A 22,690-nucleotide genomic window follows, 5' to 3' on the forward strand; every position below is an offset into this window, starting at 1 on the left:
AAAAAAGTGTGGTTTTTATTCTTGTTTATTTTTGTCAATAGATGCACGAAGACCACCGATAATTCTGCCAACTTCTTGTGCTTGATTTAAAATCTGATTAAATTCGTGTGACTGGATGTATTGAACATCTAAAGCTACATAAAGTTGAGAACGTAATTCAGCACAAGAAGCTTTAGCCATTGAAAGAAACTGATGAAATTCTCTAGGTCTATTACGCTCAAATCCTTCAGCAATATTAGACATTATTGAGACTGATGCTCTTTGCATTTGTCCTGAAAGTCCATAATCTTTGCTAAAAGCTCCCTGTTGTGTAATTTGATAAATTGCTTTAGTCAAAACCCTAGCTTTTTGCCAAGCAATTAAATCCTCAAATCTTTCTACTTTACTCAACTGATTCACCTCCATAACTCAGCACTCAGCACTCAGCACTTACTTACTGAATTAGATTGACCACATGACCAGAACGCAACCGCGTATTTTGCCAAGAACAAATTAAACCCAACGCCCCTGGATCAATCACCGGATTTTGGGGAAGCGATCGCACCCAAGTTGAACCCACATAGCGCAATTCAAACAACTGCACTACCCCCAAATACCGCACCGCCGGAAATTGCTGAAACAAATTGACAATATCCGAAGGATAAACAGGTCGCCCAAACGGCCAGCCTCTCCCATCCTGACCCCCCGTAATCGGATTCAAAAAGCGATACAACGCCACCCGTAACTTACTTAAAATCTCCTGCTGGGCGGCGGGATGGTTGTATTCTGGTTCCAGCGCAACTTCTGTTTGCACTGCTACACCCACATATTCCGGGGCTTGCAATTTAACTTGTATTCCTAATAACCTCCGTTCATCTAGATAAGCAATAATTTGGTCGCGCAATTGCGGACTCAGACTAAATAATTCCGGTTCGATACCTTCGCCACGATTAATCGCATCTGTATTCGCCGCCGGGACAACTAATAATTTGATGGTTCCGGCTTCCTTGGTTGATGTGGGTGGTAAGCAACGCACCCGCGCCACCGCACCACCACCAGCTTGTAGGGTCAGCACTTCAAAATCTTCAGGAGTCACAGCGCGATCGCGGGTTCGCAACATTGCCGGAACGCGAATCACCGCATCTTCCAAAGATTCCGCGTCAGAACCGTTACGCGCGGGTGTATGGTTAATTAACCTCGCCACATACGGAACCGCATTTTTCGCTACCGTAATCGTCCCCCGTTGCACATTCCCCTTACGCCCGCCACCCGTGCGGTATGCAACCATCCGAATGACCGACCCACGCGGCGGGACAGCCCCATATTGCCTTTCCAATTCCTGAATATTGGCAAAATTCCCCACCCCTCGCCTAAATTCCGTCTGTTGCTGGAGTTGGGCTGGTTCCCGAATCACCGGGCCAAACTGTACTGTCCCGGTGCGCGAATCAATTGTGTAGTGCAAATCTTGGGGGAGAGAATTAGCAAAATCGCTGACTTCATACCACCGTTGAGGAATTCCCCCAGGCGGCGAAATGATCAAATATTCATCTTCCCGACGGTTCAACACCGGAACTCCCTGTAATTGAAAAGTCTGTCCTGGTGTACCGTCGCTTTCCCCTAAAATTTCATTGCGAATCAATTCACTTTGACTCGCACCCACAGTCCCACCAATTGATCTAACAGCCAAACCAATCATCCGGGGCGCGCTGCTATATCCTGGTTGATTGGGTTGGGGCGCAGTATACACACAACGCAGCCAACGTCCTTGATAGGCGGTGAAAGTCGTCACAGGCCAAGATTGCGGTAAATGCAGGACGATATCTGCACCTTGTAGGGGATTAATCCCTTGAGTCAGCAATTCGCTAAAACTAAAACCCTTGGTGCTGTCGTCAGATTCTTGCAACAGTACCGCTTCCCATTCCACACCGTTCCAAGCTTCCCAACGGCGCGGCGGAATGTCAGGGTTAATCCCTGTGGCGGTGGCGGCTTCTCCTTTTAATTGCAAGGCGAGAACGTTACCTTCACACTGAGATTCCCCATCAATCACTAAATAAAAAGTATTTCCTGGTTGGGGTTGTTCTTCAAACAGTGCCAACTCTCTACCATACCACTCACCATCAGAGCGCATCGTCCATAAATTAGTCAAGCGATCGCGCAAAATTTCTGGTTTTTGATCAGCAGTGGGACAGGTGAGAAAGTGGCGAATTTGCGGTTTATCAATAATTAAAGGCCGATCTGTAGTGAATGCGATCGCCTCTTCTGTTTCCGTGCGAATTGTCGCCACCTCCACCCCAGCCGGAATTGTGTAAGTGTCCGGTAAAGCCGCACTAAGATAAAAAGTAATATCCGCCACCGCCGGCGCAGGTGCTTGTAACCTCACACCTAATAACTCTAAAAAAGTAATGTAATTGCGCTTTGGTACTTCATTAAACCGCAGCAACATTTGGTCAGTTAACCAAGCAAATAGCTCAATTAACGTGATACCTGGGTCACTGGGGTTATAATTCGTCCATTCTGGACAATAGCGGGGAATCCGCAGAATACACTCATCAACTAAATCTTTAAAAGTGCGATCGTCTAGATTAGACTTGGGTAACTTCGGTAAAAAATCAAATTCCACAATATTTAATAAAAGTGTTGAGTTAAAAGTGCTGTTAGCGGTAGCGGGGCGTTTAGCCCGTGCTGAGTTAAAAGTGCTGTTAGCGATAGCGGGGCGTTTAGCCCGTGCTGAGTGCTGAGTGCTGAGTATTAAATACTCCTCCTGCCTTCTGCCCGGTTGGTGAGCGAACTTGTACTGAGCGCAGCCGAAGTAGTCGAACCACTGCCTTCTGCCTTTCAACTACTGCCCATTCAAATAAAACGGAAATACTAAACTCCGCGAATCATGGCTATCTTTAGGATGATATTCAATCACAATATCTACACGACCTCGCAGGGGATCTGGGTCAGCACGCACCGCATCTAAAACAATGCGCGGTTCCCACATTTCCAAAGCTTCTTGGACGTATAGACGCAAAAGTAATAAAGTTTGTGTATTCATCGGTGCAAAAGTCAACTCCGACAACCGCGAACCAAAGTTAGGACGATACACCCGTTCACCCAACTCGGTACGCAAAATCAGCATCATCGACTCTTCAATATTGCGTTCTGTTTTACTAAGTTGCAGACCTCCTTGGACATTCACCCGCAACGGAAACGACCAGCCCGCACCCAGGTGTTGATTTTGATTGAGTTCTGGCATGGTAGGTACACAGTGATGAGCAGTTTACGCTACTTTATGCCGATCGCTAAAACTAATACCATTCGCCAAAAGTCGAGTTAACCTTTATTTTGGCAACATCGTAGGTCAGAATTCAGAATCAATATACTGGGAAAAAGACCCGCCACTCATTAAAATTCATACTCAATTCTGATTCCTGACTCCTGACTCCTGAATTCTGTTCGATAACTTCACCGCATCTCATCGGTTGTTAACCACTGCCAAGTGCATTAGGCTATCAGATCCCTCTAGTGGCAAAACATAGTTATAGTTACTAATTTTCTCCCAAAAATATATAAATCTTTTTCAAGAATCATCTTGAGTAATTGCTTGACTAAACTCTTGTAAAAAATTTATATAAGTCACTCATGACTATAGGATGAATACAATGTCAATTTCATGCGGAGATCGCTTGATTTAGTCAAATATTCTCTCGCAATATCATAATCTTGGCACTTGTTTACAGCACAACATCTAGGATGTACTGACAGCCAATCCATGATTATTTTCAACTCAATTTTAGACCTACTTTGCCATTCCCCCCTTGCGGTCAATGCTTGACAGGCAACAAGTCTAGCTAGCGATTGAGCAATAGCATAGTAGATAAATATTGAGGAGTAGTCTACTCTACTTTATGCCGATTGGCAAATCAAAACTATTCACCAAAAGTTGAATTATTTTTACCATTAAAATGCAACCTATGTATATTTACTGAATATACAAAAATCAATGAATTTACGGTGAATTTTTTTAGCTGAAAATCTTATAATCGCACCAAACAACGTTTAAAATTTACTCATTTTCAGTGTTCCTAAAAATTTTCAGTTAACTGTCAGCACATTCATCGGTGCTAAAGTTAAGTTCCCTGAAGATACATCTGGTTCTCAAAACTGAACTACGGCTAAGTAACAGAATTTCTGTAAAATCATCCAGTAAGGATGAGGAAGGTTAGAGTTTAGTTTATATATCTTCACAGAATTTTATTTCTTGTGTCAGTAGTTCTACTTAAAAATCAAATGACATTTATCGCAGTTATGATTTCCTAAGTTAATTAGACAATCAATTCAGCAAAATATTAGATGAGGTTAAGGTGGGTGCAGATGTTGAAAAGTGATTTTAAAAAAATTCTTTTTAAAAAAGATATCTTAGCTCTTTTAGATGATTTTGCTGTCAAAATTGAGAGTCAATTTACAATCGAAGATCCTGAAGGAAAAACGTTATACGGAAAAGCAAATCAAGCTGCGTCTAATAAATATCCAATAGAATTTTCTGGTGAATTAATCGGCTGGGTAAATGGCGCGCAAAACTCTGCTGGCGTAGTTTCATTACTAGTCTATGCAATGAAACAAGAACTTGAGAAAAGAAATCTAGCTTATGAATTACTAGAAAGATATCAAGAAATTGACTTGCTGCATGATATTTCTATGCAAGTTACTGCTAGTTTAAACCTCAAACAAGTTTCTCGATTGTTGATTCAAGAAGCTAGTCAATTAATTCCCTCCACTGGTGGGGCTATTTTATTATTAGACAAGAAAAAAAATATCTTGGAAGTTTTGGCTGAGATTGGTGAGGATAGTTATCTACAACATCCAATCAAGTTAGGCGAAGGGCTGATCGGTAGTATTGTACAGATAGGCAGAGGAGAAATCGTCAATAATATCGTATCTTATCCAAGATTGCTTGAGGAACCAAAACAATTTAATTCTCTGATTTGTGTGCCATTAAATCTTGACGAACTGGTTGCTGGCGCAATTGTCATTGGTAGCGAAAATTCTGTTAACTATACCAACCGAGACTTAAAACTATTAAGTATATTAGCCATGCAGGCGGGAGTGGCTATCCAAAAAGCTTTGATTTATGAACAAAGCTGTGAAACAGCTAAAATTGCCCAAATACAAGCTCAACAACTACAAAATACAATTCATGAATTACAGCAAACACAAGCGCAGTTAATTCAAAGTGAAAAGATGTCGAGTTTGGGCCAGTTAGTAGCAGGAATAGCCCATGAAATTAATAATCCAGTCAACTTTATTAGTGGTAATATTAGCCATGCTCAACAGTATGTTGATGATTTATTACGTCTAATTGAGATTTACCAAAATAATTGTAATTACATACCAGAAATTCAAACATTAGCAGAAGAGATTGATCTAGATTTTCTCACTAAAGATTTGCCGAAGCTAATTGGTTCGATGAATTTAGGAATTAAGCGCGTTCGTGAAATTGTTTTGTCTTTACGTAACTTTTCGCGTTCCGAACAAGCGCAAATGACAGCATCTGATATTCATGAAGGTATTGATAGTACACTGCTAATCTTAAATAATCGCATCAAGACAGGCTGCGGAAAGTTTAGCATGGAAGTAGTGAAAAATTATGATGTATTGCCTTTAGTTGAGTGCTATCCTAGCCAACTAAATCAGGTATTTATGAATATCATTGCTAATGCGATCGATGCTTTAGAAGAGCAAGAAAAAGATGGTATTATTACTATTAGCACTTCATTAGAAAATGGCAAAGCATTAGCAAATTATCCCCATGCAGTGATTAAGATTCAAGATAATGGGCCGGGAATGAGTAAATCGGTATGCGATCGCCTCTTTGAACCTTTTTTCACTACCAAACCAGTCAATAAAGGTACGGGCCTAGGAATGTCAATCTGTCGCAAAATTATCGAAAAGCACAACGGTAAAATTGAATGCCTCTCTGAACCCGGTAAAGGCACTATTTTCTGCATTCAAATCCCGATCAATTATCGCAAAAATCCTGATTTATCCAAAAAAGTCCTCAGTAAAGCTACCATTACCTTTCAACCACCAATTAACACCGTCGGCGCACCCACACCTACAACAGTAGTTAATGGTACACCTGTAACAGTATTTACACCTGCCACTTGAGATGTAACTCGCGCCGCAGGTCTACCACCAATCAAAACCGTAAAAGACCCCATCACAATACTGCCAGTCACCACAGGCCCCGCCACTAAATCACCAACACAAGCTGCGGGTAAACCTACAATTAAAACATTCGGCACACCAGGCCCAGTAATCGGATCGCCTGTGACAGTTAAATCAGTTAATCTTGCTGCGGGAAACATAATTTTTTAGGGAGTGGTGAGTTGGGAATAGGGGATGAGAAAGGGGAAAAGGAGGACAAGGTAGTTAAAGGTGATAACTAATCACCACCGACAAATTTCAGACTTCACACTAGCCTGCGGCAAGCCACTGCGCGTCTACACACTTCACACTTCAGACTTCACACTTCATACTTCATACTTCACACTTAGCAATTCAACCGAATTATCCCGCCTAAAATGCCAACGGAAGCTGCACCGTTGATACTGACTGTAGCACCAGCATTGACACTAATTGAACTACCGGAATTAGCGGAAATTGCGCCGCCAGCATTAGCACTCAAAGAACCTCCAGATTGCACACTAATAGAACTACCAGATTGGATACTCACAGTTCCCGTCGTTCTCATTGTGATACCACTAGTTGTAAGTTCAATACTTGTACCCCCTACAGTTAAAGAAATTTTTTGTATTGCAGTTAAAGCAATTTCACTACCGTTGACACTAATTTTATTCGCTGTCCCGGTTGTGCCAGATTTAACGGTGATGTCTCCTGTGGAAGTCAAGCTAATCGTTTTATTGCTGTCATCACAGCGAAATTTGTGACCGCCTGTAGTTTCTAACTCGGCAAATTTCTCGCTGTCATTCATTCGTAAGTTATGACCATCTACTGTTTGCAGATATGCGCCTTTTTTAGTAGTGCTTTTGTCTTCTTCAACAAATTGGAGTTTATGACCAACACGGGTTTTAAACGTCCGCAGGCGCACTTTGCCACTAACAACGCTATCAGCCACGGCTTCTGGTGGTGCGTCTGTGCCATTCCACACACCGCCAATGACGTAAGGACGATGTATATCACCGTGTTCAAAGGCGACTAAAACCTCATCGTTGATCTCTGGTAAACAGTCAAAACCTCTTCCTGGGCCTGCGCCCACACTCACAACTCTTGCCCAATTACTTTCATGTTCTTCAGTTAAAGTCGGAAATTTCACTCGCACACGACCCCAACCTTTTGGGTCGTTGTTATTACTGACTACACCTACTAATAGAGTTTGTCCTGCTTGCAGATGTGTTTGGGGTGAGAGGGTTGCTAATAAATCTCCTGAACGCAAACCTCGGACACTAAACTCGGTGACAAATTTTCGCTCATGAAACAGATGGCGAGTTTCAGTCACGTAGTAACTACCACTGTAATTGCCCATATCTGTCAATTTAATGACTTTCCCTGGCCTGATGTCGGGATTTCCTTCACCGACAGCATCAGCCATAACAAACTCACCGCCTAGTTCATTACACAAAGCTTGGGCGATTTTTGCAGCTTCATTCACACTAAACACAGGCTGGTCTACCACAATCATTTTTGGCTTGACGGTGAATTTTGTGCTACTTGAACTGCCTTTGCCGTTATCTGTATCTGTAATCACCTGTTCTGTGGAGGCTGTAGAAACAATTGCCTTTTTGGTAGAGTAATCCCAGCCGCGTACTTCCACAGAACTAACTTGTTCTGCACTGCTAACACGAACCCGAAAGTTATGGATATCTTCTAACCATTTGAGTGATAAAGATTCGTTTTGGGCGGGTTGACGAAAGTTTAATTTACTATCCTGCACATATAATTCAAAGCCGAGGCGGGCGGCTCGTTCCCGCAAAAATTCCATATTGGTCTGATTTTCTTGAAAGACGTAATCATGAACAATAGTGGTAGAGGTAACTGTACCTGCTGTAATACCTGCTTCACCGATAACTTGGTTTACCACATCGCTATCGGTGACATTTTGAAAGGAGCGATTATAACGTCCTCGGTGCAAGCGGTGGGACATATCATAGCCACGAATGATGATAGGAGCTTGAGAACCACTAGTGAACTCAGTTTCTATGGCGGTAATTTCCCCTTCTAATACGTAACCTTGCTCTGCATCTTCAAAATCTGCGTTTTGCGTTGTGCTGGAAATAAAGCCAATTTTAATTTTCTTACCAATAGCAAATAAACTTTGATGCTTCCAAGTTGCTTCTGTTGTCTGTCCTGGAAAGTAATCATTACGGATTACTAAAGTAAACATTCCTGGTAGATGTAGACTCTCTTCAACTGTGATTTGCAAAATATCATTGAGCAAATCAGCAGAAGCATTAGTGTTATCAATTTGTAATAGTGGCTCAGGGATGTAAAGAACAGGCATACACATTGGCAAGAGGTGATTGCCAATAGCCTAGAGAAGATATTGTGATACACGCTATTCCCCAAAGGTCGAATTAACTGCGGCTACTTCTGCTGTCGCCAGTGCGGTCTACGCTGCTAGATGTCCCCATACCTGGCTGAGATATTGATTCATCCACTTCCTCTAGGGTGAGGTTAACTTTGGCACGTACTGGTGTACCGTCTGGTAAAAACAAAGTCAGGCTGTAGTTAAGAGATTGGACAAAACAGCGTAAATATTGCTGGTCGCCCCAAGTAAATATATATACGGGTGGCCTTTTTTCTTTACCTGCGCCAGCTTCAGCAAAGTTAACGGCTTTTTCAAATTTTTTCAGATGAGTGAGGACGCTAGTACCGCTTTCGTAGGTATCAAATATGATGTTATTAATACTGAGTTTGCATGGTTCTGGGTAAGCAAAACTAACTTTTGGTAAACCTCGCCCGGTACGCGCACCGCTACTTTTGGTCAAATTAATTTGCTGCGAGAAGTCTAACTGGCTGGGGTTAAACATAAACTCGATATCTGGCGCAGCTTGTTCTGTGGCAATGAGTTTTGCTTTGACTAAACGAGTTGTCATGGTTGGGGAGTGGTGATGAAATTTAGAAAGTAAAAAATAAAAAGGCAAAAGTAAAAAGGAACTAATCTTCTACCTTTTGACTTTTTCCTTTTGCCTTACTAGCCCCTATTGCCTATTATTTTTGCTCAACTGTCAAGGTATACTTACGGTTCACATTAGGATTAAATGTGCCGACCCAAATTTGATAAATACCTTTTTTCCAGTTGCGATCGCTAATACTAGCATCTTTACTTCTACCAGTGTCATCGCCGCAACGAATTGTGTCATTGTCTGGGCCTTTAACTAGCAAAGTTGTATCGGTATTACCAGTGTTAACTAATATTGTTAGTTGCTCAAAGTCTTTTTCTAAAACCATTGTGTAATCTGGTTTGGGATCTGCGAAGCCAATACAAGCTTTTTTATCACGATCGCGGTTACTAATGGCAGATAAAGAGTAAGAACCACCTGTATAACCCGAAAATATACCTTGGGCAGGTTCAAAGCCCGGTGCTAGACTAAACCTACCAAAATTTGGTGTGTCTGCTATTACTGGTGTAGCAGTTACAACTGCTAAGATAGCTAAAACCCAGCCGATTCGCTTCTGAAGTCGGGGGCGACAGTCCTTCATGGTAGCCCTCCAACAGGCTTTGATAATTGTATTTATATATACATATTCTAATTAATTTATTCCTGACGAATTTGATTTAACTGTGCCACATTAGGATGTGACACAAAAGTATGAAGTCTGAAGTCTGAAGTCTGAAGTGTGTAGACGCGCGGCGGCTTGCCACAGGCTAGTCTAAAGGGTAGTCCGCGTAGGTGGACTAACGTAAAATCAAGAGTTTTGTCCGTATCGCAACGATTTCAGTCGCTCTCATGCAAGATGTGAATCTTCATTTCATCCTTCATACTTCACACTTCACACTTCATACTTCATACTTCATCCTTCATACTTCATACTTATTCTTGCAGTTGTAAGAAAATACTGCCTTTGAGTGCGTTTGTTTCGCTACCGTAACTACTGACGGTGAGCGATCGCAAGTTGGTAAAAAATGGTTTACCTAAGACTTCTATGAGTTTTAAAACAGGGATTTGCCTTTCTAACACTCCTTGAGTTTTTGCCCAATCTAGATATACATAGCCTTGATTGGGTTGGGGAATCGCTGCAACGCTATTTTGAAAATTGCGCTCGTCTAATAAAGATTTTTCTTTAGCTGCAAGAACTTGATTCATTGTGGCTAAGTCTGAGGCAAAAATTTCGTAATTTTCTAGGGTTGTATGTATTCCTTGGGCTTTGGCTTCAAGGGTGAATGAGGGTCTATCTTGAATTTGTGTTGGTTTAGCTGTTAACTCTGTCCAAGCAGAGATTTTTTGTTTATCTAAACTCAGGGTACTACTGCTAAGTCCTTTTGAAGATGCGATCGCATCTAATTTGGCAATTCCTTCTGGTACTTCCTCGGTTTTTTCCACAACAAAAATCCAATCGGGGAGGATTTGTCCTGTACGCGGTAAAAGTGCGATCGCATATTCTCCCTTCACCCAGCTAAAAACATCTTGATTAAAATTGATTCCCCAGGTTTTCTGCACTTCGGTTAATGGTTGTACCAAGCGGGAAATCACATCTGTTTCCGAACCAGAGATGGCTGTTTTAATTTGCGTCCAAAATTTAGCTAAATTACTGTCACCCAAGTTGCTTAAATTTGCACCGGAAATTGCCAAACCCGCCGATGCTGGAATATATTTCAACGCTTCTACTGGTTTTGTGAGTGGCGTTGTTGGTGGAGTTAGTTCGGATGTTGTTAAAAAGCTGGTTTCTGCTAATAAACCTTTAGAGTTCAAGCCTAAAGAAACAATTTGGCTATCGTAAGTGGGTTCTGCTAGTTCTAAACCTTGCCATTGGGCAATAATAGGAAAATTTAAGAAAGCCACAGCCAAAGAAGCTGATGGTAATTGCTGGAGAGCTTTTTGATATTGGGGAGAACTAGTTAAATTGAGGTCTGGTGCTTGGACGTTGTTAATTGCATCCTTGACAACGCTAGGATTATTAGCAAATAACACAAAGCCATCACCAACTACTGCGGCGGCGAGTTGGTTGTCGTAAAATACCTTCACGCCTTGATATTCTTCAGCGTCTAATTTCGCACCAGCTAATACCCGCTTTGAAAATAGCAATTCGACAAACTCACGGCTTTTGTCTTGTTGAGTGGTGGCTAAAGCCATGAGATATCCTGGCTGCTGTCCGTTAGCGGAATCACGGTCTAAATCTGTGGTAGTGACAGCTAGGGTAATTTCGTTTCCTAGCCAAGGCTGAATATCTTTTTGATACTCAATGCCACTTTTAGTCAATAAACTGGTTTTAATTTTAGAAATTTCCCCTTCTCGTTCTAAAGCTTGCAAACGGTCAGGGTTGGTGAGTAGCGACACCATGACCGGGGAAAGTTTTGACACAAAAATAGCTGCGCCAGGCTCGGAAGTTGTCGAGGTGACAATGTTCACTGGAGTTTTGCTAAAGAACCAAAAACCTGCGATCGCAATTAATACGAGTGCGATCGCACCAGCCGCTATAAAACCAAAAAATGAGCTTTGCCGATTCACCATAAAGCTATTAAATACCTAGTTTCACAGCCATTTAAGCAGAATTAATGAACAGGGTGTAAGGGTGTGATAGATAGGTAAATAGAATATTCGTTTCCCCTTTACCCCTACACCCAGCCTGAACACACAATCTTGAGACTAAGCCGAAATTACTGAGAATGGATGCTCATGCTAAGGAGAAGATTTTCTGTCAACATAAATATATAGGATCGTTTACAAAAACTTCATGACAGATCAATCCTTTGGGCAAGCTATGACTCAGATTAGTGTAGAAGAATTAGCCGAACGTTTAGCGGCTGGCGATGCAAATATTCAGTTAGTAGATGTGCGCGAACCGCAAGAATTAGCGATCGCCCGCCTACCAGGGTTTGTTAACTTACCTTTGAGTGAATACGCCAACTGGAACCAAAAAATTTTCGCTATGTTAAATCCAGAGGCAGAAACCCTCGTCCTTTGCCACCACGGCGTTCGTTCGGCTCAGATGTGTCAGTGGTTAGCTTCTCAAGGATTTACTAACGTCAAAAATATTGCAGGTGGTATTGCTGCTTATTCGCAACTAGTTGACCCCACAGTTCCCCAATATTAGTCAATACTTATTATCCTTTACACCCTACACCCTACTCCCCAGTCCCCATTCCCCATAATCAGCATTTACCCTGACGACATTTAACTTAAATGGTGAGAAAAATAAGTATCTAGCAATACAACTTACTTTGGTAATTTGTGGGAAGATACTTAATAATTTAAAAAATTAAAGTTTTTCACCAGCTTTTTAGCTGAAAAGATTAATAAGTTCGGAATTAGCAATTTAATTAATGTTGCTATAGGTAACTGTATTAAAAATAGAAATTTTGCTATCTTAATTAACTAATATTAATCTTTTGTTGCATTAGCTCAAATAATTTTTTTCAAATTTTTCTTAAATTTGCTTTCAGCAATAGGCACTTTATGGAAGTCCAGTTGACAAATCGACAACAGCACATACTTTGGGCAACAGTACGTCACTACATTGCTACAGCCGAACCTGTTGGCTCGAAGGTTTTGGTTGAAGAGTATGACTTGGGTGTTAGCTCGGCTACCATTCGGAATGTGATGGGTGCATTAGAAAAATCTGGGCTACTTTATCAACCACACACCTCAGCAGGAAGAATCCCTTCCGACTCAGGTTATCGCATCTATGTTGACCAGCTAATTACACCATCAGAAACCTTAGCCAAAGAAGTAGAACTGTCCCTACAACAACGGCTGCACTGGGAAGATTGGAGTTTGGAAGCCCTCATCCACGGAGCCGCGCAAATTTTAGCTTCATTAAGTGGTTGTATTAGCTTGATTACTATGCCCCAAACTGCAACAACATTAGTGCGACATTTACAACTGTTGCAAATTGAAGCAGATAGAATCATGCTAATTGTAGTCACAGATGGCTATGAAACCCATTCTAAAATGATGGATTTGCCGCCGAGAAAAGATGATTCTCAAATTGATGCGGAAGTAATAGAGCGCGAGTTGCAGATTGTTTCTAACTTTTTAAATAGCCACTTAAGAGGGCGGAGCTTATTAGAAATAGTCAACTTAGATTGGAGCCAATTAGACAGAGAATTTCAACGTTACGGGGAATTTTTGAAAAGTTCAGTTGTAGAATTAAGCCGTCGCACTCAAGCACCAACTACAACACAAATTATGGTGCGTGGTGTTGCAGAAGTGTTGCGTCAGCCAGAATTTTCACAATTGCAGCAAGTTAAAACAATTATGCAATTGCTAGAAGAAGAACAAGACAAATTATGGCAATTAATCTTTGATGAACCAGAAATAGAAGATACAAGTAAATCTAGGGTGACAGTGCGAATTGGTGCAGAAAATCCATTAGAGCCAATACGTACCTGTAGCTTGATTTCTTCCACCTATCGCCGTGGTTCTGTACCTATAGGTAGTGTCGGGGTGTTAGGCCCAACACGCCTAGATTACGAAAATGCGATCGCAGTTGTCGCCGCAGCCGCTGATTACCTCTCTGAAGCTTTCAGCTAAAAGTTTTCTAGTAAATATACTGAATAAAACTGTATATCTCATCACTATTGATGATTGGTCTTCATTTAGGTTTTAATGGAGTTTATTCCTGCGCGCGTTTCTAATTTACATCAAATGCCAGGGGATCATCTCGGAAACTATACCGTTACCAAAAAGAGAAACGCAGCTGGAGAGGAAGAATAAACCTTGTAAGCGCGGTTAGGGGATTCAGTCAATGATACAGGTTGTGTTGTTAATGACCGGATTTTGGTTATTAATGCTTTATGACTGTATTCGCAATGAACCGAAGCAGCGATTATGGCTATGGATTTTGATTATTGCAAATTTTCCGGGTGCGATCGCTTATTTTTGCAAACGCTGGCTACTGCGAAGAAAAATCTCACTTCCTCATTATAGAAAACGTAGCCACCAACTTTGGGCAGCAGACACACAAAGTATTAGTAAAACTCATCATAATGAGGCTTTAAATCATAATTTGCTTGATGATTTAGGAATGTTTGAGCAAGCCGAAACAGACTATCAGCAAGCATTGGAAAATACAGCCGATAGCCTGCAACCTCTGTGGAATGAAGTATTTATTGATATTCAAAATCAAGACTTTAATTCTGCTCAACAGTATTTACAAACTATCTTAAAAATAGACCCTGATTATAAATATGGTGACGCTTCCTTAATTTATGGAGAAACACTATTTGCTTTAGGGGAAAGTGCAGCAGCTAAACAGCATTTAGAAAAACACATCCAAACTTGGAGTCATCCACAAGCTTATATAACTTTAGCGGAAATTCTCTCTCAACAGGGGGATGTGGAAAATGCGTGTAATTATCTAGAAACCATTATTGTTAAAATAAAAGAATCTTCCTACTTCCACTACAAACGTAAACAGCTAATAAGTAAAGCAGAGAAACTCTTAAGAACCCTAAAACGTTAAAATAAACTTATTTTTAAGTTTATGTTGAGGAAGATAGCACTAGTTTCTCTTTGGGTTGGATTTTTTGTGTACGCTTTTTTCTTGGCCCCACCTGAGCAACCCGGTACATTTGAGTTAATCAAAAAACTTTCCCTTGTTCAGTGGGAAGGGATTAATCCTGTAATTATTTCGTTATTCAATATCATGGGAGTTTGGCCTCTCATTTATAGCACATTAGTATTTGCTGACGGGAGATGTCAAAAAATTCCAGCTTGGCTATTTGCTACTGCTTCTTTTGGGGTGGGAGCGTTTGCCTTGTTACCTTATCTGTTTTTACGAAAACCAAATACCGAGTTTGTTGGTCAAAAAAATGTTTTTATTAAGCTGCTAGATTCGCGTGTGACGGGTATCATCCTCACAGTAATTGCCAGCATCATAGTATCTTACGGCGTGCAAGCTGGAAACTGGCAAGATTTTATCCAACAGTGGCAAACTAACCGCTTTATTCACGTAATGAGTTTAGATTTTTGTTTGCTGAGTGTATTATTCCCGGTATTGCTAGGAGATGACATGGCACGTCGAGGCTGGAAAAATAATCAAATATTTTGGTTAATTAGTTTGCTGCCATTATTTGGCCCGTTAATTTATTTGTGTGTACGTCCCGCTTTACCAGAAGCTGAGACAACAGGTATATCCAAACAACAAGTGACAGCTAATTAACCTTCTTTGAGGATGCTGTTGGCGAATGCAAGGTCAGACCTTTCATTCAGCAACAAATTAGTTGGTAGATTCACATCTTGCACCTAGCCCCAGCGAATGGAATTCGCGGCTAGACAAACGAAGTCCGCCTATGCGGACTAACGCAATATCAAGGGTTTGGAACCCGCGCAGGCGGTGAGGGGGTCGCAGTCTTGGCGGTTCCCGTCGATTGCGTTAGCGCAGCGTTAGCGACGAAGGAGCGTCACCCCCGAACCCGTTAGCGCAGCGTTAGCGACGCAGGAGCGTCAGGGGTTTTGTCTGTGTAGCCGCGACTTCAGTCGCCCTCGTGCAAGATATGAGTAGAGACGCGAAATTGCGCGTCTCTATCTAGGGTACAATGTATAACTCCCTATTCGTTATAATCTCAGCTTCAAACCCTGAATGGAATAATCTAATAATTCCATTGGGTGGATAACAGAAATATTTTTACCTTGTAATTGCAAATGTTTAGTAATCTGCAATGTACAACCAGGGTTAGCAGAAGCAATTAAATCTGCACCAGTATTTAACAAATTCTGGACTTTTTGCTGACCTAATTCTTCAGCGACTTCGGGTTGCAGCATATTATAAACACCTGCACTACCACAACATAAAGCTGCATCTAAAGGTTCTCTTAAAGTTACACCAGGGATTTGTCTTAACAATTGGCGTGGTTGCAAGCTAATTTTTTGTCCATGCAATAAATGACAAGCATCTTGATAAACCAATGTTAAGGGTTGATGACTGAGTGGTGATAATTTTGCTGTTAAGCCAATATTTGCTAAAAACTCTTGCGCGTCTTTGACTTTAGCCGCAAATTCTTGAGCTTTTTCCTTATATGCTGGGTCATCTTCTAAAATATGACCATATTCTTTCAAGGTATGTCCACAACCAGCAGCATTGATAATTATAAAATCAACATCAGTATCAGCAAAACTATCAATCATCTGTCTGGCTAAGGCTTTGGCTTGTTCTGTTTGTCCTTGGTGTTCGGGAAGTGCAGCACAACAACCTTGTGATTTAGGAATGACAACTTCGCAACCATTTGCTGTTAATACTCGCACTGTTGCTTCATTTACAGGTGAGAAAAACAGCCTTTGTACACATCCTACAATTACGCCGACTCGGTAGCGTTTTTTGCCTTTCGCTGGAATAATATCTGGTAAATTATCTTGAAAAGTTTTGAGAGTAATTTTTGGCAGAATTGATTCCATTGCTGCCAGCCGAGGAGATATATTTTTGAGAATCCCAGTAGATTGAATTAACTTAGAAACTCCTAACTTTTGATAGAAAAATAATGGTATTAGTAAGATTCGCAACAGGTCAGGGTTAGGAAATAGTGTAAATATCAGTTGACGAAAAAGTTTATCTGGTAAACTGCGGGGATAATTCCGTTCAATTTGATGGCGAGTGGATGAAATTAACTTGTCATATTGCACCCCAGACGGACAAGTTGAAACACAAGCCAGACACCCCAAACAACTATCAAAATGCTCGACTGTAGCTGTATTGAGGGCAATTTCGCCTTCGTTAATCGCATCCATTAAATAGATGCGTCCTCTGGGCGAATCCATTTCTTTCCCAATTACCCGATAGCTAGGACAAGTAGACAAACAAAATCCACAATGTACACAAGTATCAATTAACTTTGGTTCGGGTGGATGATTAGCATCGAAACCTTTTAAATTTTTTATACTAGCAACATTATTAATAGAATCGTCTGAAATTTGCATAATTCCTCTCTGTGCATCCCTGTAACTTTGGTGGTTTGCTGTTAGATTCCACCGACAAACCGACCTGGACTTAAAATATTTTTGTGATCAAATTGTTCTTTAATGCGACGCATTAATGGCAAGGCGTTACCTGTATATCCCCAAACATCAATTTTTTGTTTAACTGCTACAGGTGCATCTAATACAGTTAAAAAACCTCGATTAGCTAAAGTGCGATCGCGCAATTTTAAAATCTGATTTTGCTCCTCTAATTGCAGCCAGCCTAAGCCACTACTAATATGAATTAAACCAATGTTTACCTGATTCAAAATATCGACAGCCGCGCTAGGTAATACTCCTATTTTGCAGGTAATAGTCGATTCTGTAGCAGGAAAGTGGATTTGTTTTTGTAATCTCTGCCATAGATTCACATCATTTTCATCGGCATATATCGCCCCATCTAACCCTAAATTTTTCCCGACTTCTAAGAGTCTATTTGATTGTTCTTTGACACTCTCACTAATACTTTGAAACCGGGCAATTAATCCTAATCCTTTACCTAAACCTAAGTTAGAGACAAGTTGTGCAGATAGCAAGTCAGCTTGCGTTGGTGTTAATGCTGAACCGCGCAGAATAGATGCAGCTTGATTTATCGCATCGGCTGTACCAGTTAACACTACGCTACCTGAGACTTCCTGCATGGGGTAAACACGGAAAGTAACTTGACTAATTATTCCTAATGTACCGTAAGAACCAGTAAATAACTTCATCAAGTCGTAGCCAGCAACATTTTTCACTACTCTTCCGCCAGCTTTGGCAATTTGGCCATCAGCACGCACAAAGGTAATACCTAATAGCTGATCTCGCACACTACCATAACGTTGTCGCAGAGAACCTGTATCACCTGTGGCAACAATACCACCAATAGTTGCCGTTTCTGGGTGAGTCGGATCTAAGGCCAGAAATTGGCGAGATTTTGCCAAAATTGCTTGGAGGTGGGAAAATTTCATCCCAGTTTCGACTGTAACGGTTAAATCTCCGATCGCGTGTTCGATTAGCTGATTGATGCGTTCTGTACTAACTACAATATCAATACCTTGAGCTAAACCACCCCAGGTTAGTTTACTGCTATTGCCACACGGCAAGACACGCCACTGATTGCGGTAAGCTGCGGCTATGACTGCGGCGAGTTTTTCTGGCGTTGGCGGATAGACGATACAACTGGGCGGATTAACAGAAGTCGTTGTCTGTTGAATAGATTTTTGCTGACTAATTTCGAGATTTTCCCAAGGGTAAACCGTATTTTCTTCGCCGACGATAGATGCAATATCAGAAGCGATTTCTTTCATCAGTAATTTTCTTATCCTTACATTTAATGATTAAGCTTTTAGCTCCCCAACTTCTTCAACAAGTCGGGGAGCTTGCTGTTTAAAAATATTGAAGACTGCTATATAGACATCCTAAAACATTCATGAACAACAAAATTCCCGACTTTTAAAAAAGCCGGGAATATTAACCTACCTATTTGGACAAATCAAAAATTAAACATTGACTGGCTGTCTCGTATCTGAACCTTTGTAATATTTACTACCCTCATTCTCAACTTTGAGCGGCGATTCTAGCCCGGTGATTAATCTTGCGCCACGCTTACGGGTGATGTAGTTCCATGCCCACTGAATCATGACTAATAGTTTGTTGTCAAACTCGATTAAGAAGTAGAGATGGATTACCAGCCAAAATAGCCAGGCAAAGAAACCTTTGAGTTTCATAAAGCCTAAATCTACTACGGCTAAGTTTTGCCCGATCATCGCTAGGCTACCATGATCGCTATAGTTAAATGCAGCTACAGTGTTACCTTTCAGCTTTTGCTTAATTAAGGCGGCAACATATTCTCCTTCTTGCATAGCTACTGGTGCAACACCAGGTAGGGGTTTGCCGTTTTGATGGGAGAAGTTGGCTAAATCTCCAACTACGTGAATATTAGGGTATCCTTTAATACTTAAGTCTGGTTCCACAACTACTCTGCCGGCACGATCGCATTCTGCACCTGTGCGTTCGGCTAAGACTTTACCCATTGGCGAAGCTTTGACACCAGCGGCCCATAATATTGTTTTGGCAGCAATTTCTTTAACTTCTTCACCTTGTTTGAGGGTGACTACATCATTTTCAATATTGGTTACTAAAGTTTTGGTTTGAACAATCACACCTAATTGCTGCAAAGATGCTTGTGCTTGTTGTGATAACTCTGGTGCAAACGGAGGCAATATCCGATCTAGTCCTTCTAAGAGTAAAACTCTGGCTTCGGAGGTGTCGATGTTGCGGAAGTCTTCTTTGAGAGTTTGATAAGCTAATTCTGCGATCGCTCCTGCTAATTCTACGCCTGTCGGGCCGCCACCAACAATTACAAAGGTTAACCAAGCCCGACGTTTTTCTGGATCTTTTTCTCTTTCGGCTGCTTCAAATGCTGAGAAAATCCGGCGACGCATTTCTATCGCATCTTCAACAGTTTTTAAACCAGGCGCAAATTCTTCCCAGTTATCTTTGCCAAAATAAGAATGTTTAGCACCCGTAGCGACTATTAATGTATCGTATGGTATTGCTTGTTCGCCCAAGAGAACTTGCTGTGCTTGGGGATCTATATCGTTGACTTCGCCCAATAATACTTTTGTATTTTTACTTTTGCTAAGTACGGAACGCAAAGGTGAGGAGATATCAGCTGGTGATAGCGTACCTGTAGCAACTTGATATAACAGTGGTTGAAATAGGTGAAAGTTCCGTTTATCAATCAAGGTAACTTCTACTTTCGCCTTAGCAAGTGCTTTTGCCGCGTAAAGCCCACCAAAGCCACCACCAATAATCACAACCTGATGGGGTGGTTTATTGTCAAGGGAGTCTACCATAAGAAATATTGCCTGGTGTTACGAGTGCTGTAACTATTCTTAACAAAAAAGTATCAAACTTGTCATATATAATTCTGTTCACTTTGCACAAACAAAAAAAATGTCATTGTAAGCAAAATTACAGAAAAATTTTTCACTATTAACGTGCACCACCTCTAGGAGTAACCGATCGCTGCAAGTTAGCGAGCGCGCGATTGTAATCTAAAATTGCGGTGACTCTATTACCTTCAGTTCGGGTGAGGTCGTTTTCGGCAGCTATGACATCTGTTTGTGTGCCGACACCAGCTTGAAATCTAATTCTGGCAATATTTAAAGCTTCTCTAGCTTGTTCTAAAGCAATGCTAGAAGTTTGCACATTATTTAAGTTAGATTGCAACTGAGCATAATATTGTTCGACATTAAAGCGGATTTGATCGCGCTGATTAGCAAATTGAGTTTCCGCAATGGCTATATTACTTCTTGCTTGCGCGGCTCTAGCTTTAGCTGCACCGCCATCAAATAAATTGATGCTACCTTGCAACCCCACAGAATAACCATCAGTGACACCTACACTATCGTTAAAGCGATCGAGTAAGTTATAGTTTCCTACTACACTAAGTTGCGGCCCTAACTGCGAAAGTGCTTGCCGTCGTTGCTGTTCGTAGATGTTGCGTTGTGCTAACTGCTGCGGCAATTCTGGGCGATTTTGAAAAGCTTCTACAATTGTTTGTTCTAGAGTTTGCTGCCATAGTCCCGCTAGCTGTACCGGATCTGCGGCTGTAATATCTACAGACTGCGGCAGACTCAATAGCGTACCGAACTGACGACGCGCAATTTGCTGTTGTGTGATTGCATTTGTCAAGTCTTGTTGAGAATCAGCTAAATTAACTTGAGCTTGCAACACATCAAACCGCGTTCCTACACCAGCTTGTTCTCTAGCTATGGCATCGCGTAAACTTGCTTGAGCATTGGTAACTGCCGACTGATTGATTCTGACTTGTTCGTCGGCTTGTTGCAAATTGTAATATTGCGTCGTGACATTTAAATCAATTTCTCTGGTTTGAGTTTCAACATTCAACTCATCTACCCGCAATTGTTCTTCTGCTTGTCTAATAGTGGCCTGACGACTGCCGGAAGTGTAAAGGTTATAGTTCAGTTGCGCTGTACCGTTGAAAGAAGTAGTGCTATTAGAGGGTGATGGATTGTCAATAATTCCCTGACCGCTATTAGTGACACTGCTATTAATATCGACAGTGGGGAATAAAGCCGCTTGAGACTCCCGTAATGCAGAACGGCTGCGCTGTAATTGTAATACTGCTACTTGTAAATCTCGGTTATTGCGTCGTGCTAATTCTAAAGTCTGTGCCAAAGTCAGAGGTACTGTTTGTTGAATCCGCACTTCCTCTGGTTTGGTGGGAAATTGTAGAGGATTGGGATTAGGGTTCAAATTAGGTGTAACTTGGGCAGAATTATTCAGCAATGGGGCAGTTTGAGCATCAGCAGTGTTAGCCAAAGCTGGCATCAAAATCGCTATCGCTACAGCCGCCCAAGTAGAATGCACATAAAATAGGTTGAAACTCATAACCGCACAATTAACCGACACTAAACAAAATTTGCAAGCCCGATAATTAATATACATTCATAATTGATTTAGATTAACTACCTATCTTTCGGGAGAAATGACAACTTTATTGATTAACTTTAGACAGATAGTAAATATATAAAAGCCAAATAAACTATATAAAGATTAAAGAACAGCATAAAATAAAATTATTTATCTATAAGCCAAGTAGTAATTTTTTATTTGGTTTAGGCTTTTTATTTAACGCCAGTTTATTTATACCACAAGCTCTCACAATTATTAAAACTAAAAATGCTCAGAATATCTCTTGATTAACTTTTGTTGGCTTCAATTAAATTCGATTAAATCGGACTATTTATTGTTATTATCATATTTTGTTGTATGGTAATTTAATTATTTTTTCGCTTTGCTGTAACTGCATTAACAATATATTATCGAAAATCATAACTATGATTTAACTATTAAACCATCTTGGACGCGAATAATTCTTTTAGTTTGAGCGGCTATATCTGGCTCATGGGTAACAATAACAATGGTGATGCCTTGCTCATTTAATTCGGTGAGTAAATTCATCACTTCATAAGAAGTTTCTGTATCTAAAGCACCTGTAGGTTCGTCTGCCAAAACTAGTGCAGGTCTATTAACTAAAGCCCGCGCGATCGCTACCCGTTGTTGTTGTCCTCCAGAGAGTTGACTAGGACGGTTGAGAACGCGTTCTGCTAGACCGACTCTGTTTAAAGCATCTAAAGCTCTTTGCCGACGTTTATATTTAGGCAAATTAGCATAAACCATTGGTAGCATAACATTTTCTAAAGCCGTTGAACGCGCCAATAAATTAAATTGCTGAAAGACAAAGCCGATTCTTTGGTTGCGGATATAAGCTAACTCATCATCATTAAAAGTAGTTAAATTTCGCCCTTCAAAAATATAGTTACCTTCTGTCGGTCTATCTAGACAGCCTAAAATATTCATCAGTGTAGATTTACCTGAACCAGAAGCACCCATGATGGCCACATATTCACCCTCTTCAATTGCCAGGTGAATTCCCTTAAGAATCGGAACTTTCATTTCTCCTAATTGGTAAGTTTTAGTAATCGATTCCATCCAAATCATGTTAGCCATATTTTTGAGTGCTGAGTGTTGAGTTTAAAGTACTGAGTGCTGAGTATTAAATACTTCTGCCTGCTGCC

18 protein-coding genes are annotated in these 22,690 nt (G+C 40.9%); 5 read left to right on the top strand and 13 right to left on the bottom strand.

What is annotated here, in order from left to right; all coding sequences use genetic code 11:
- Positions 1-15 precede the first annotated feature (15 nt).
- The 3 genes from H6G69_RS14515 to H6G69_RS14525 all read right to left on the bottom strand — a co-directional run bounded on the left by H6G69_RS14515 (position 16) and on the right by H6G69_RS14525 (position 3,220).
- Positions 16-399 (bottom strand): four helix bundle protein, encoded by a 384-nt coding sequence (locus tag H6G69_RS14515; RefSeq protein ID WP_245894916.1) that lies wholly within the window; start codon positions 397-399, stop codon positions 16-18.
- 34 nt (positions 400-433) lie between these two features.
- Complete coding sequence (locus H6G69_RS14520) at positions 434-2,599, bottom strand: putative baseplate assembly protein (protein ID WP_190688256.1); 2,166 nt, start codon at positions 2,597-2,599, stop codon at positions 434-436.
- A gap of 219 nt (positions 2,600-2,818) precedes the next feature.
- The gene (locus H6G69_RS14525; RefSeq protein ID WP_190688002.1) at positions 2,819-3,220 is read right to left on the bottom strand and encodes a GPW/gp25 family protein; all 402 of its coding nucleotides are present in this window, start codon (positions 3,218-3,220) and stop codon (positions 2,819-2,821) included.
- Positions 3,221-4,338: 1,118 nt separating this feature from the next.
- On the opposite strand from H6G69_RS14525, the gene H6G69_RS14530 reads away from it, so the two are divergent.
- A complete protein-coding gene (locus tag H6G69_RS14530; protein WP_190688004.1) occupies positions 4,339-6,132 on the top strand; it encodes an ATP-binding protein in 1,794 nt (597 codons plus the stop codon).
- Here the strand turns inward: H6G69_RS14530 and H6G69_RS14535 are convergent.
- The 5 genes from H6G69_RS14535 to H6G69_RS14555 all read right to left on the bottom strand — a co-directional run bounded on the left by H6G69_RS14535 (position 6,045) and on the right by H6G69_RS14555 (position 11,657).
- Positions 6,045-6,332, bottom strand: coding sequence for a PAAR domain-containing protein (locus H6G69_RS14535; protein WP_190688007.1), 288 nt, complete (start codon positions 6,330-6,332; stop codon positions 6,045-6,047). The genes H6G69_RS14530 and H6G69_RS14535 overlap by 88 nt on opposite strands.
- Before the next feature lie 185 nt (positions 6,333-6,517).
- On the bottom strand, positions 6,518-8,485 hold the full coding sequence (locus H6G69_RS14540) for a VgrG-related protein (RefSeq protein WP_190688010.1): 1,968 nt from the start codon (positions 8,483-8,485) through the stop codon (positions 6,518-6,520).
- 73 nt (positions 8,486-8,558) lie between these two features.
- A complete protein-coding gene (locus H6G69_RS14545; RefSeq protein ID WP_190688013.1) occupies positions 8,559-9,080 on the bottom strand; it encodes a hypothetical protein in 522 nt (173 codons plus the stop codon).
- 115 nt (positions 9,081-9,195) lie between these two features.
- Positions 9,196-9,687: a hypothetical protein gene (locus tag H6G69_RS14550; RefSeq protein WP_190688016.1), complete on the bottom strand. Its 492-nt coding sequence runs from the start codon at positions 9,685-9,687 to the stop codon at positions 9,196-9,198.
- A 332-nt stretch (positions 9,688-10,019) separates the two neighbouring features.
- Positions 10,020-11,657 carry a DUF3352 domain-containing protein gene (locus H6G69_RS14555; protein WP_199335995.1) on the bottom strand — a complete coding sequence of 546 codons (1,638 nt, stop codon included), beginning with the start codon at positions 11,655-11,657 and terminating at the stop codon, positions 10,020-10,022.
- Positions 11,658-11,880: 223 nt separating this feature from the next.
- Here H6G69_RS14555 and H6G69_RS14560 point away from each other — a divergent pair, with 223 nt between their 5' ends.
- The 4 genes from H6G69_RS14560 (at position 11,881) to H6G69_RS14575 (ending at position 15,309) form a co-directional block, all read left to right on the top strand.
- Entirely contained in the window at positions 11,881-12,240 is a 360-nt protein-coding gene (locus H6G69_RS14560) for a rhodanese-like domain-containing protein (protein WP_190688018.1), read from the top strand.
- Positions 12,241-12,602: 362 nt separating this feature from the next.
- Entirely contained in the window at positions 12,603-13,679 is a 1,077-nt protein-coding gene (gene hrcA, locus H6G69_RS14565) for a heat-inducible transcriptional repressor HrcA (protein ID WP_190688021.1), read from the top strand.
- Between the two features lie 214 nt (positions 13,680-13,893).
- Positions 13,894-14,610 (top strand): tetratricopeptide repeat protein, encoded by a 717-nt coding sequence (locus H6G69_RS14570; RefSeq protein WP_190688023.1) that lies wholly within the window; start codon positions 13,894-13,896, stop codon positions 14,608-14,610.
- A gap of 21 nt (positions 14,611-14,631) precedes the next feature.
- The gene (locus H6G69_RS14575; protein ID WP_190688026.1) at positions 14,632-15,309 is read left to right on the top strand and encodes a DUF2834 domain-containing protein; all 678 of its coding nucleotides are present in this window, start codon (positions 14,632-14,634) and stop codon (positions 15,307-15,309) included.
- A gap of 395 nt (positions 15,310-15,704) precedes the next feature.
- Here the strand turns inward: H6G69_RS14575 and H6G69_RS14580 are convergent, their stop codons facing one another.
- The 5 genes from H6G69_RS14580 to H6G69_RS14600 form a co-directional block, all read right to left on the bottom strand.
- The gene (locus tag H6G69_RS14580) at positions 15,705-17,060 is read right to left on the bottom strand and encodes a (Fe-S)-binding protein (protein ID WP_190688029.1); all 1,356 of its coding nucleotides are present in this window, start codon (positions 17,058-17,060) and stop codon (positions 15,705-15,707) included.
- A gap of 41 nt (positions 17,061-17,101) precedes the next feature.
- Complete coding sequence (locus H6G69_RS14585; protein ID WP_190688032.1) at positions 17,102-18,388, bottom strand: FAD-binding oxidoreductase; 1,287 nt, start codon at positions 18,386-18,388, stop codon at positions 17,102-17,104.
- A gap of 192 nt (positions 18,389-18,580) precedes the next feature.
- The gene (locus tag H6G69_RS14590) at positions 18,581-19,939 is read right to left on the bottom strand and encodes an NAD(P)/FAD-dependent oxidoreductase (protein ID WP_190688034.1); all 1,359 of its coding nucleotides are present in this window, start codon (positions 19,937-19,939) and stop codon (positions 18,581-18,583) included.
- A gap of 139 nt (positions 19,940-20,078) precedes the next feature.
- Entirely contained in the window at positions 20,079-21,500 is a 1,422-nt protein-coding gene (locus H6G69_RS14595; protein WP_190688038.1) for a TolC family protein, read from the bottom strand.
- Between the two features lie 447 nt (positions 21,501-21,947).
- Positions 21,948-22,622: an ABC transporter ATP-binding protein gene (locus H6G69_RS14600; protein ID WP_277883389.1), complete on the bottom strand. Its 675-nt coding sequence runs from the start codon at positions 22,620-22,622 to the stop codon at positions 21,948-21,950.
- Positions 22,623-22,690 lie beyond the last annotated feature (68 nt).

The organism is Nostoc sp. FACHB-110, assembly GCF_014697425.1.
Classification (GTDB): Bacteria; Cyanobacteriota; Cyanobacteriia; order Cyanobacteriales; family Nostocaceae; genus Nostoc_B.

What these genes read in the sequence shown, in the direction of transcription:
- H6G69_RS14525 (WP_190688002.1), bottom strand. Translation starts at nt 3,220, where the DNA reads ATGCCAGAACTCAATCAAAATCAACACCTGGGTGCGGGCTGGTCGTTT.
- H6G69_RS14530 (WP_190688004.1), top strand. Translation starts at nt 4,339, where the DNA reads ATGTTGAAAAGTGATTTTAAAAAAATTCTTTTTAAAAAAGATATCTTA.
- H6G69_RS14535 (WP_190688007.1), bottom strand. Translation starts at nt 6,332, where the DNA reads ATGTTTCCCGCAGCAAGATTAACTGATTTAACTGTCACAGGCGATCCG.
- H6G69_RS14540 (WP_190688010.1), bottom strand. Translation starts at nt 8,485, where the DNA reads ATGCCTGTTCTTTACATCCCTGAGCCACTATTACAAATTGATAACACT.
- H6G69_RS14545 (WP_190688013.1), bottom strand. Translation starts at nt 9,080, where the DNA reads ATGACAACTCGTTTAGTCAAAGCAAAACTCATTGCCACAGAACAAGCT.
- H6G69_RS14550 (WP_190688016.1), bottom strand. Translation starts at nt 9,687, where the DNA reads ATGAAGGACTGTCGCCCCCGACTTCAGAAGCGAATCGGCTGGGTTTTA.
- H6G69_RS14555 (WP_199335995.1), bottom strand. Translation starts at nt 11,657, where the DNA reads ATGGTGAATCGGCAAAGCTCATTTTTTGGTTTTATAGCGGCTGGTGCG.
- H6G69_RS14560 (WP_190688018.1), top strand. Translation starts at nt 11,881, where the DNA reads ATGACAGATCAATCCTTTGGGCAAGCTATGACTCAGATTAGTGTAGAA.
- hrcA (WP_190688021.1), top strand. Translation starts at nt 12,603, where the DNA reads ATGGAAGTCCAGTTGACAAATCGACAACAGCACATACTTTGGGCAACA.
- H6G69_RS14570 (WP_190688023.1), top strand. Translation starts at nt 13,894, where the DNA reads ATGATACAGGTTGTGTTGTTAATGACCGGATTTTGGTTATTAATGCTT.
- H6G69_RS14575 (WP_190688026.1), top strand. Translation starts at nt 14,632, where the DNA reads ATGTTGAGGAAGATAGCACTAGTTTCTCTTTGGGTTGGATTTTTTGTG.
- H6G69_RS14580 (WP_190688029.1), bottom strand. Translation starts at nt 17,060, where the DNA reads ATGCAAATTTCAGACGATTCTATTAATAATGTTGCTAGTATAAAAAAT.
- H6G69_RS14585 (WP_190688032.1), bottom strand. Translation starts at nt 18,388, where the DNA reads ATGAAAGAAATCGCTTCTGATATTGCATCTATCGTCGGCGAAGAAAAT.
- H6G69_RS14590 (WP_190688034.1), bottom strand. Translation starts at nt 19,939, where the DNA reads ATGGTAGACTCCCTTGACAATAAACCACCCCATCAGGTTGTGATTATT.
- H6G69_RS14595 (WP_190688038.1), bottom strand. Translation starts at nt 21,500, where the DNA reads ATGAGTTTCAACCTATTTTATGTGCATTCTACTTGGGCGGCTGTAGCG.
- H6G69_RS14600 (WP_277883389.1), bottom strand. Translation starts at nt 22,622, where the DNA reads ATGGCTAACATGATTTGGATGGAATCGATTACTAAAACTTACCAATTA.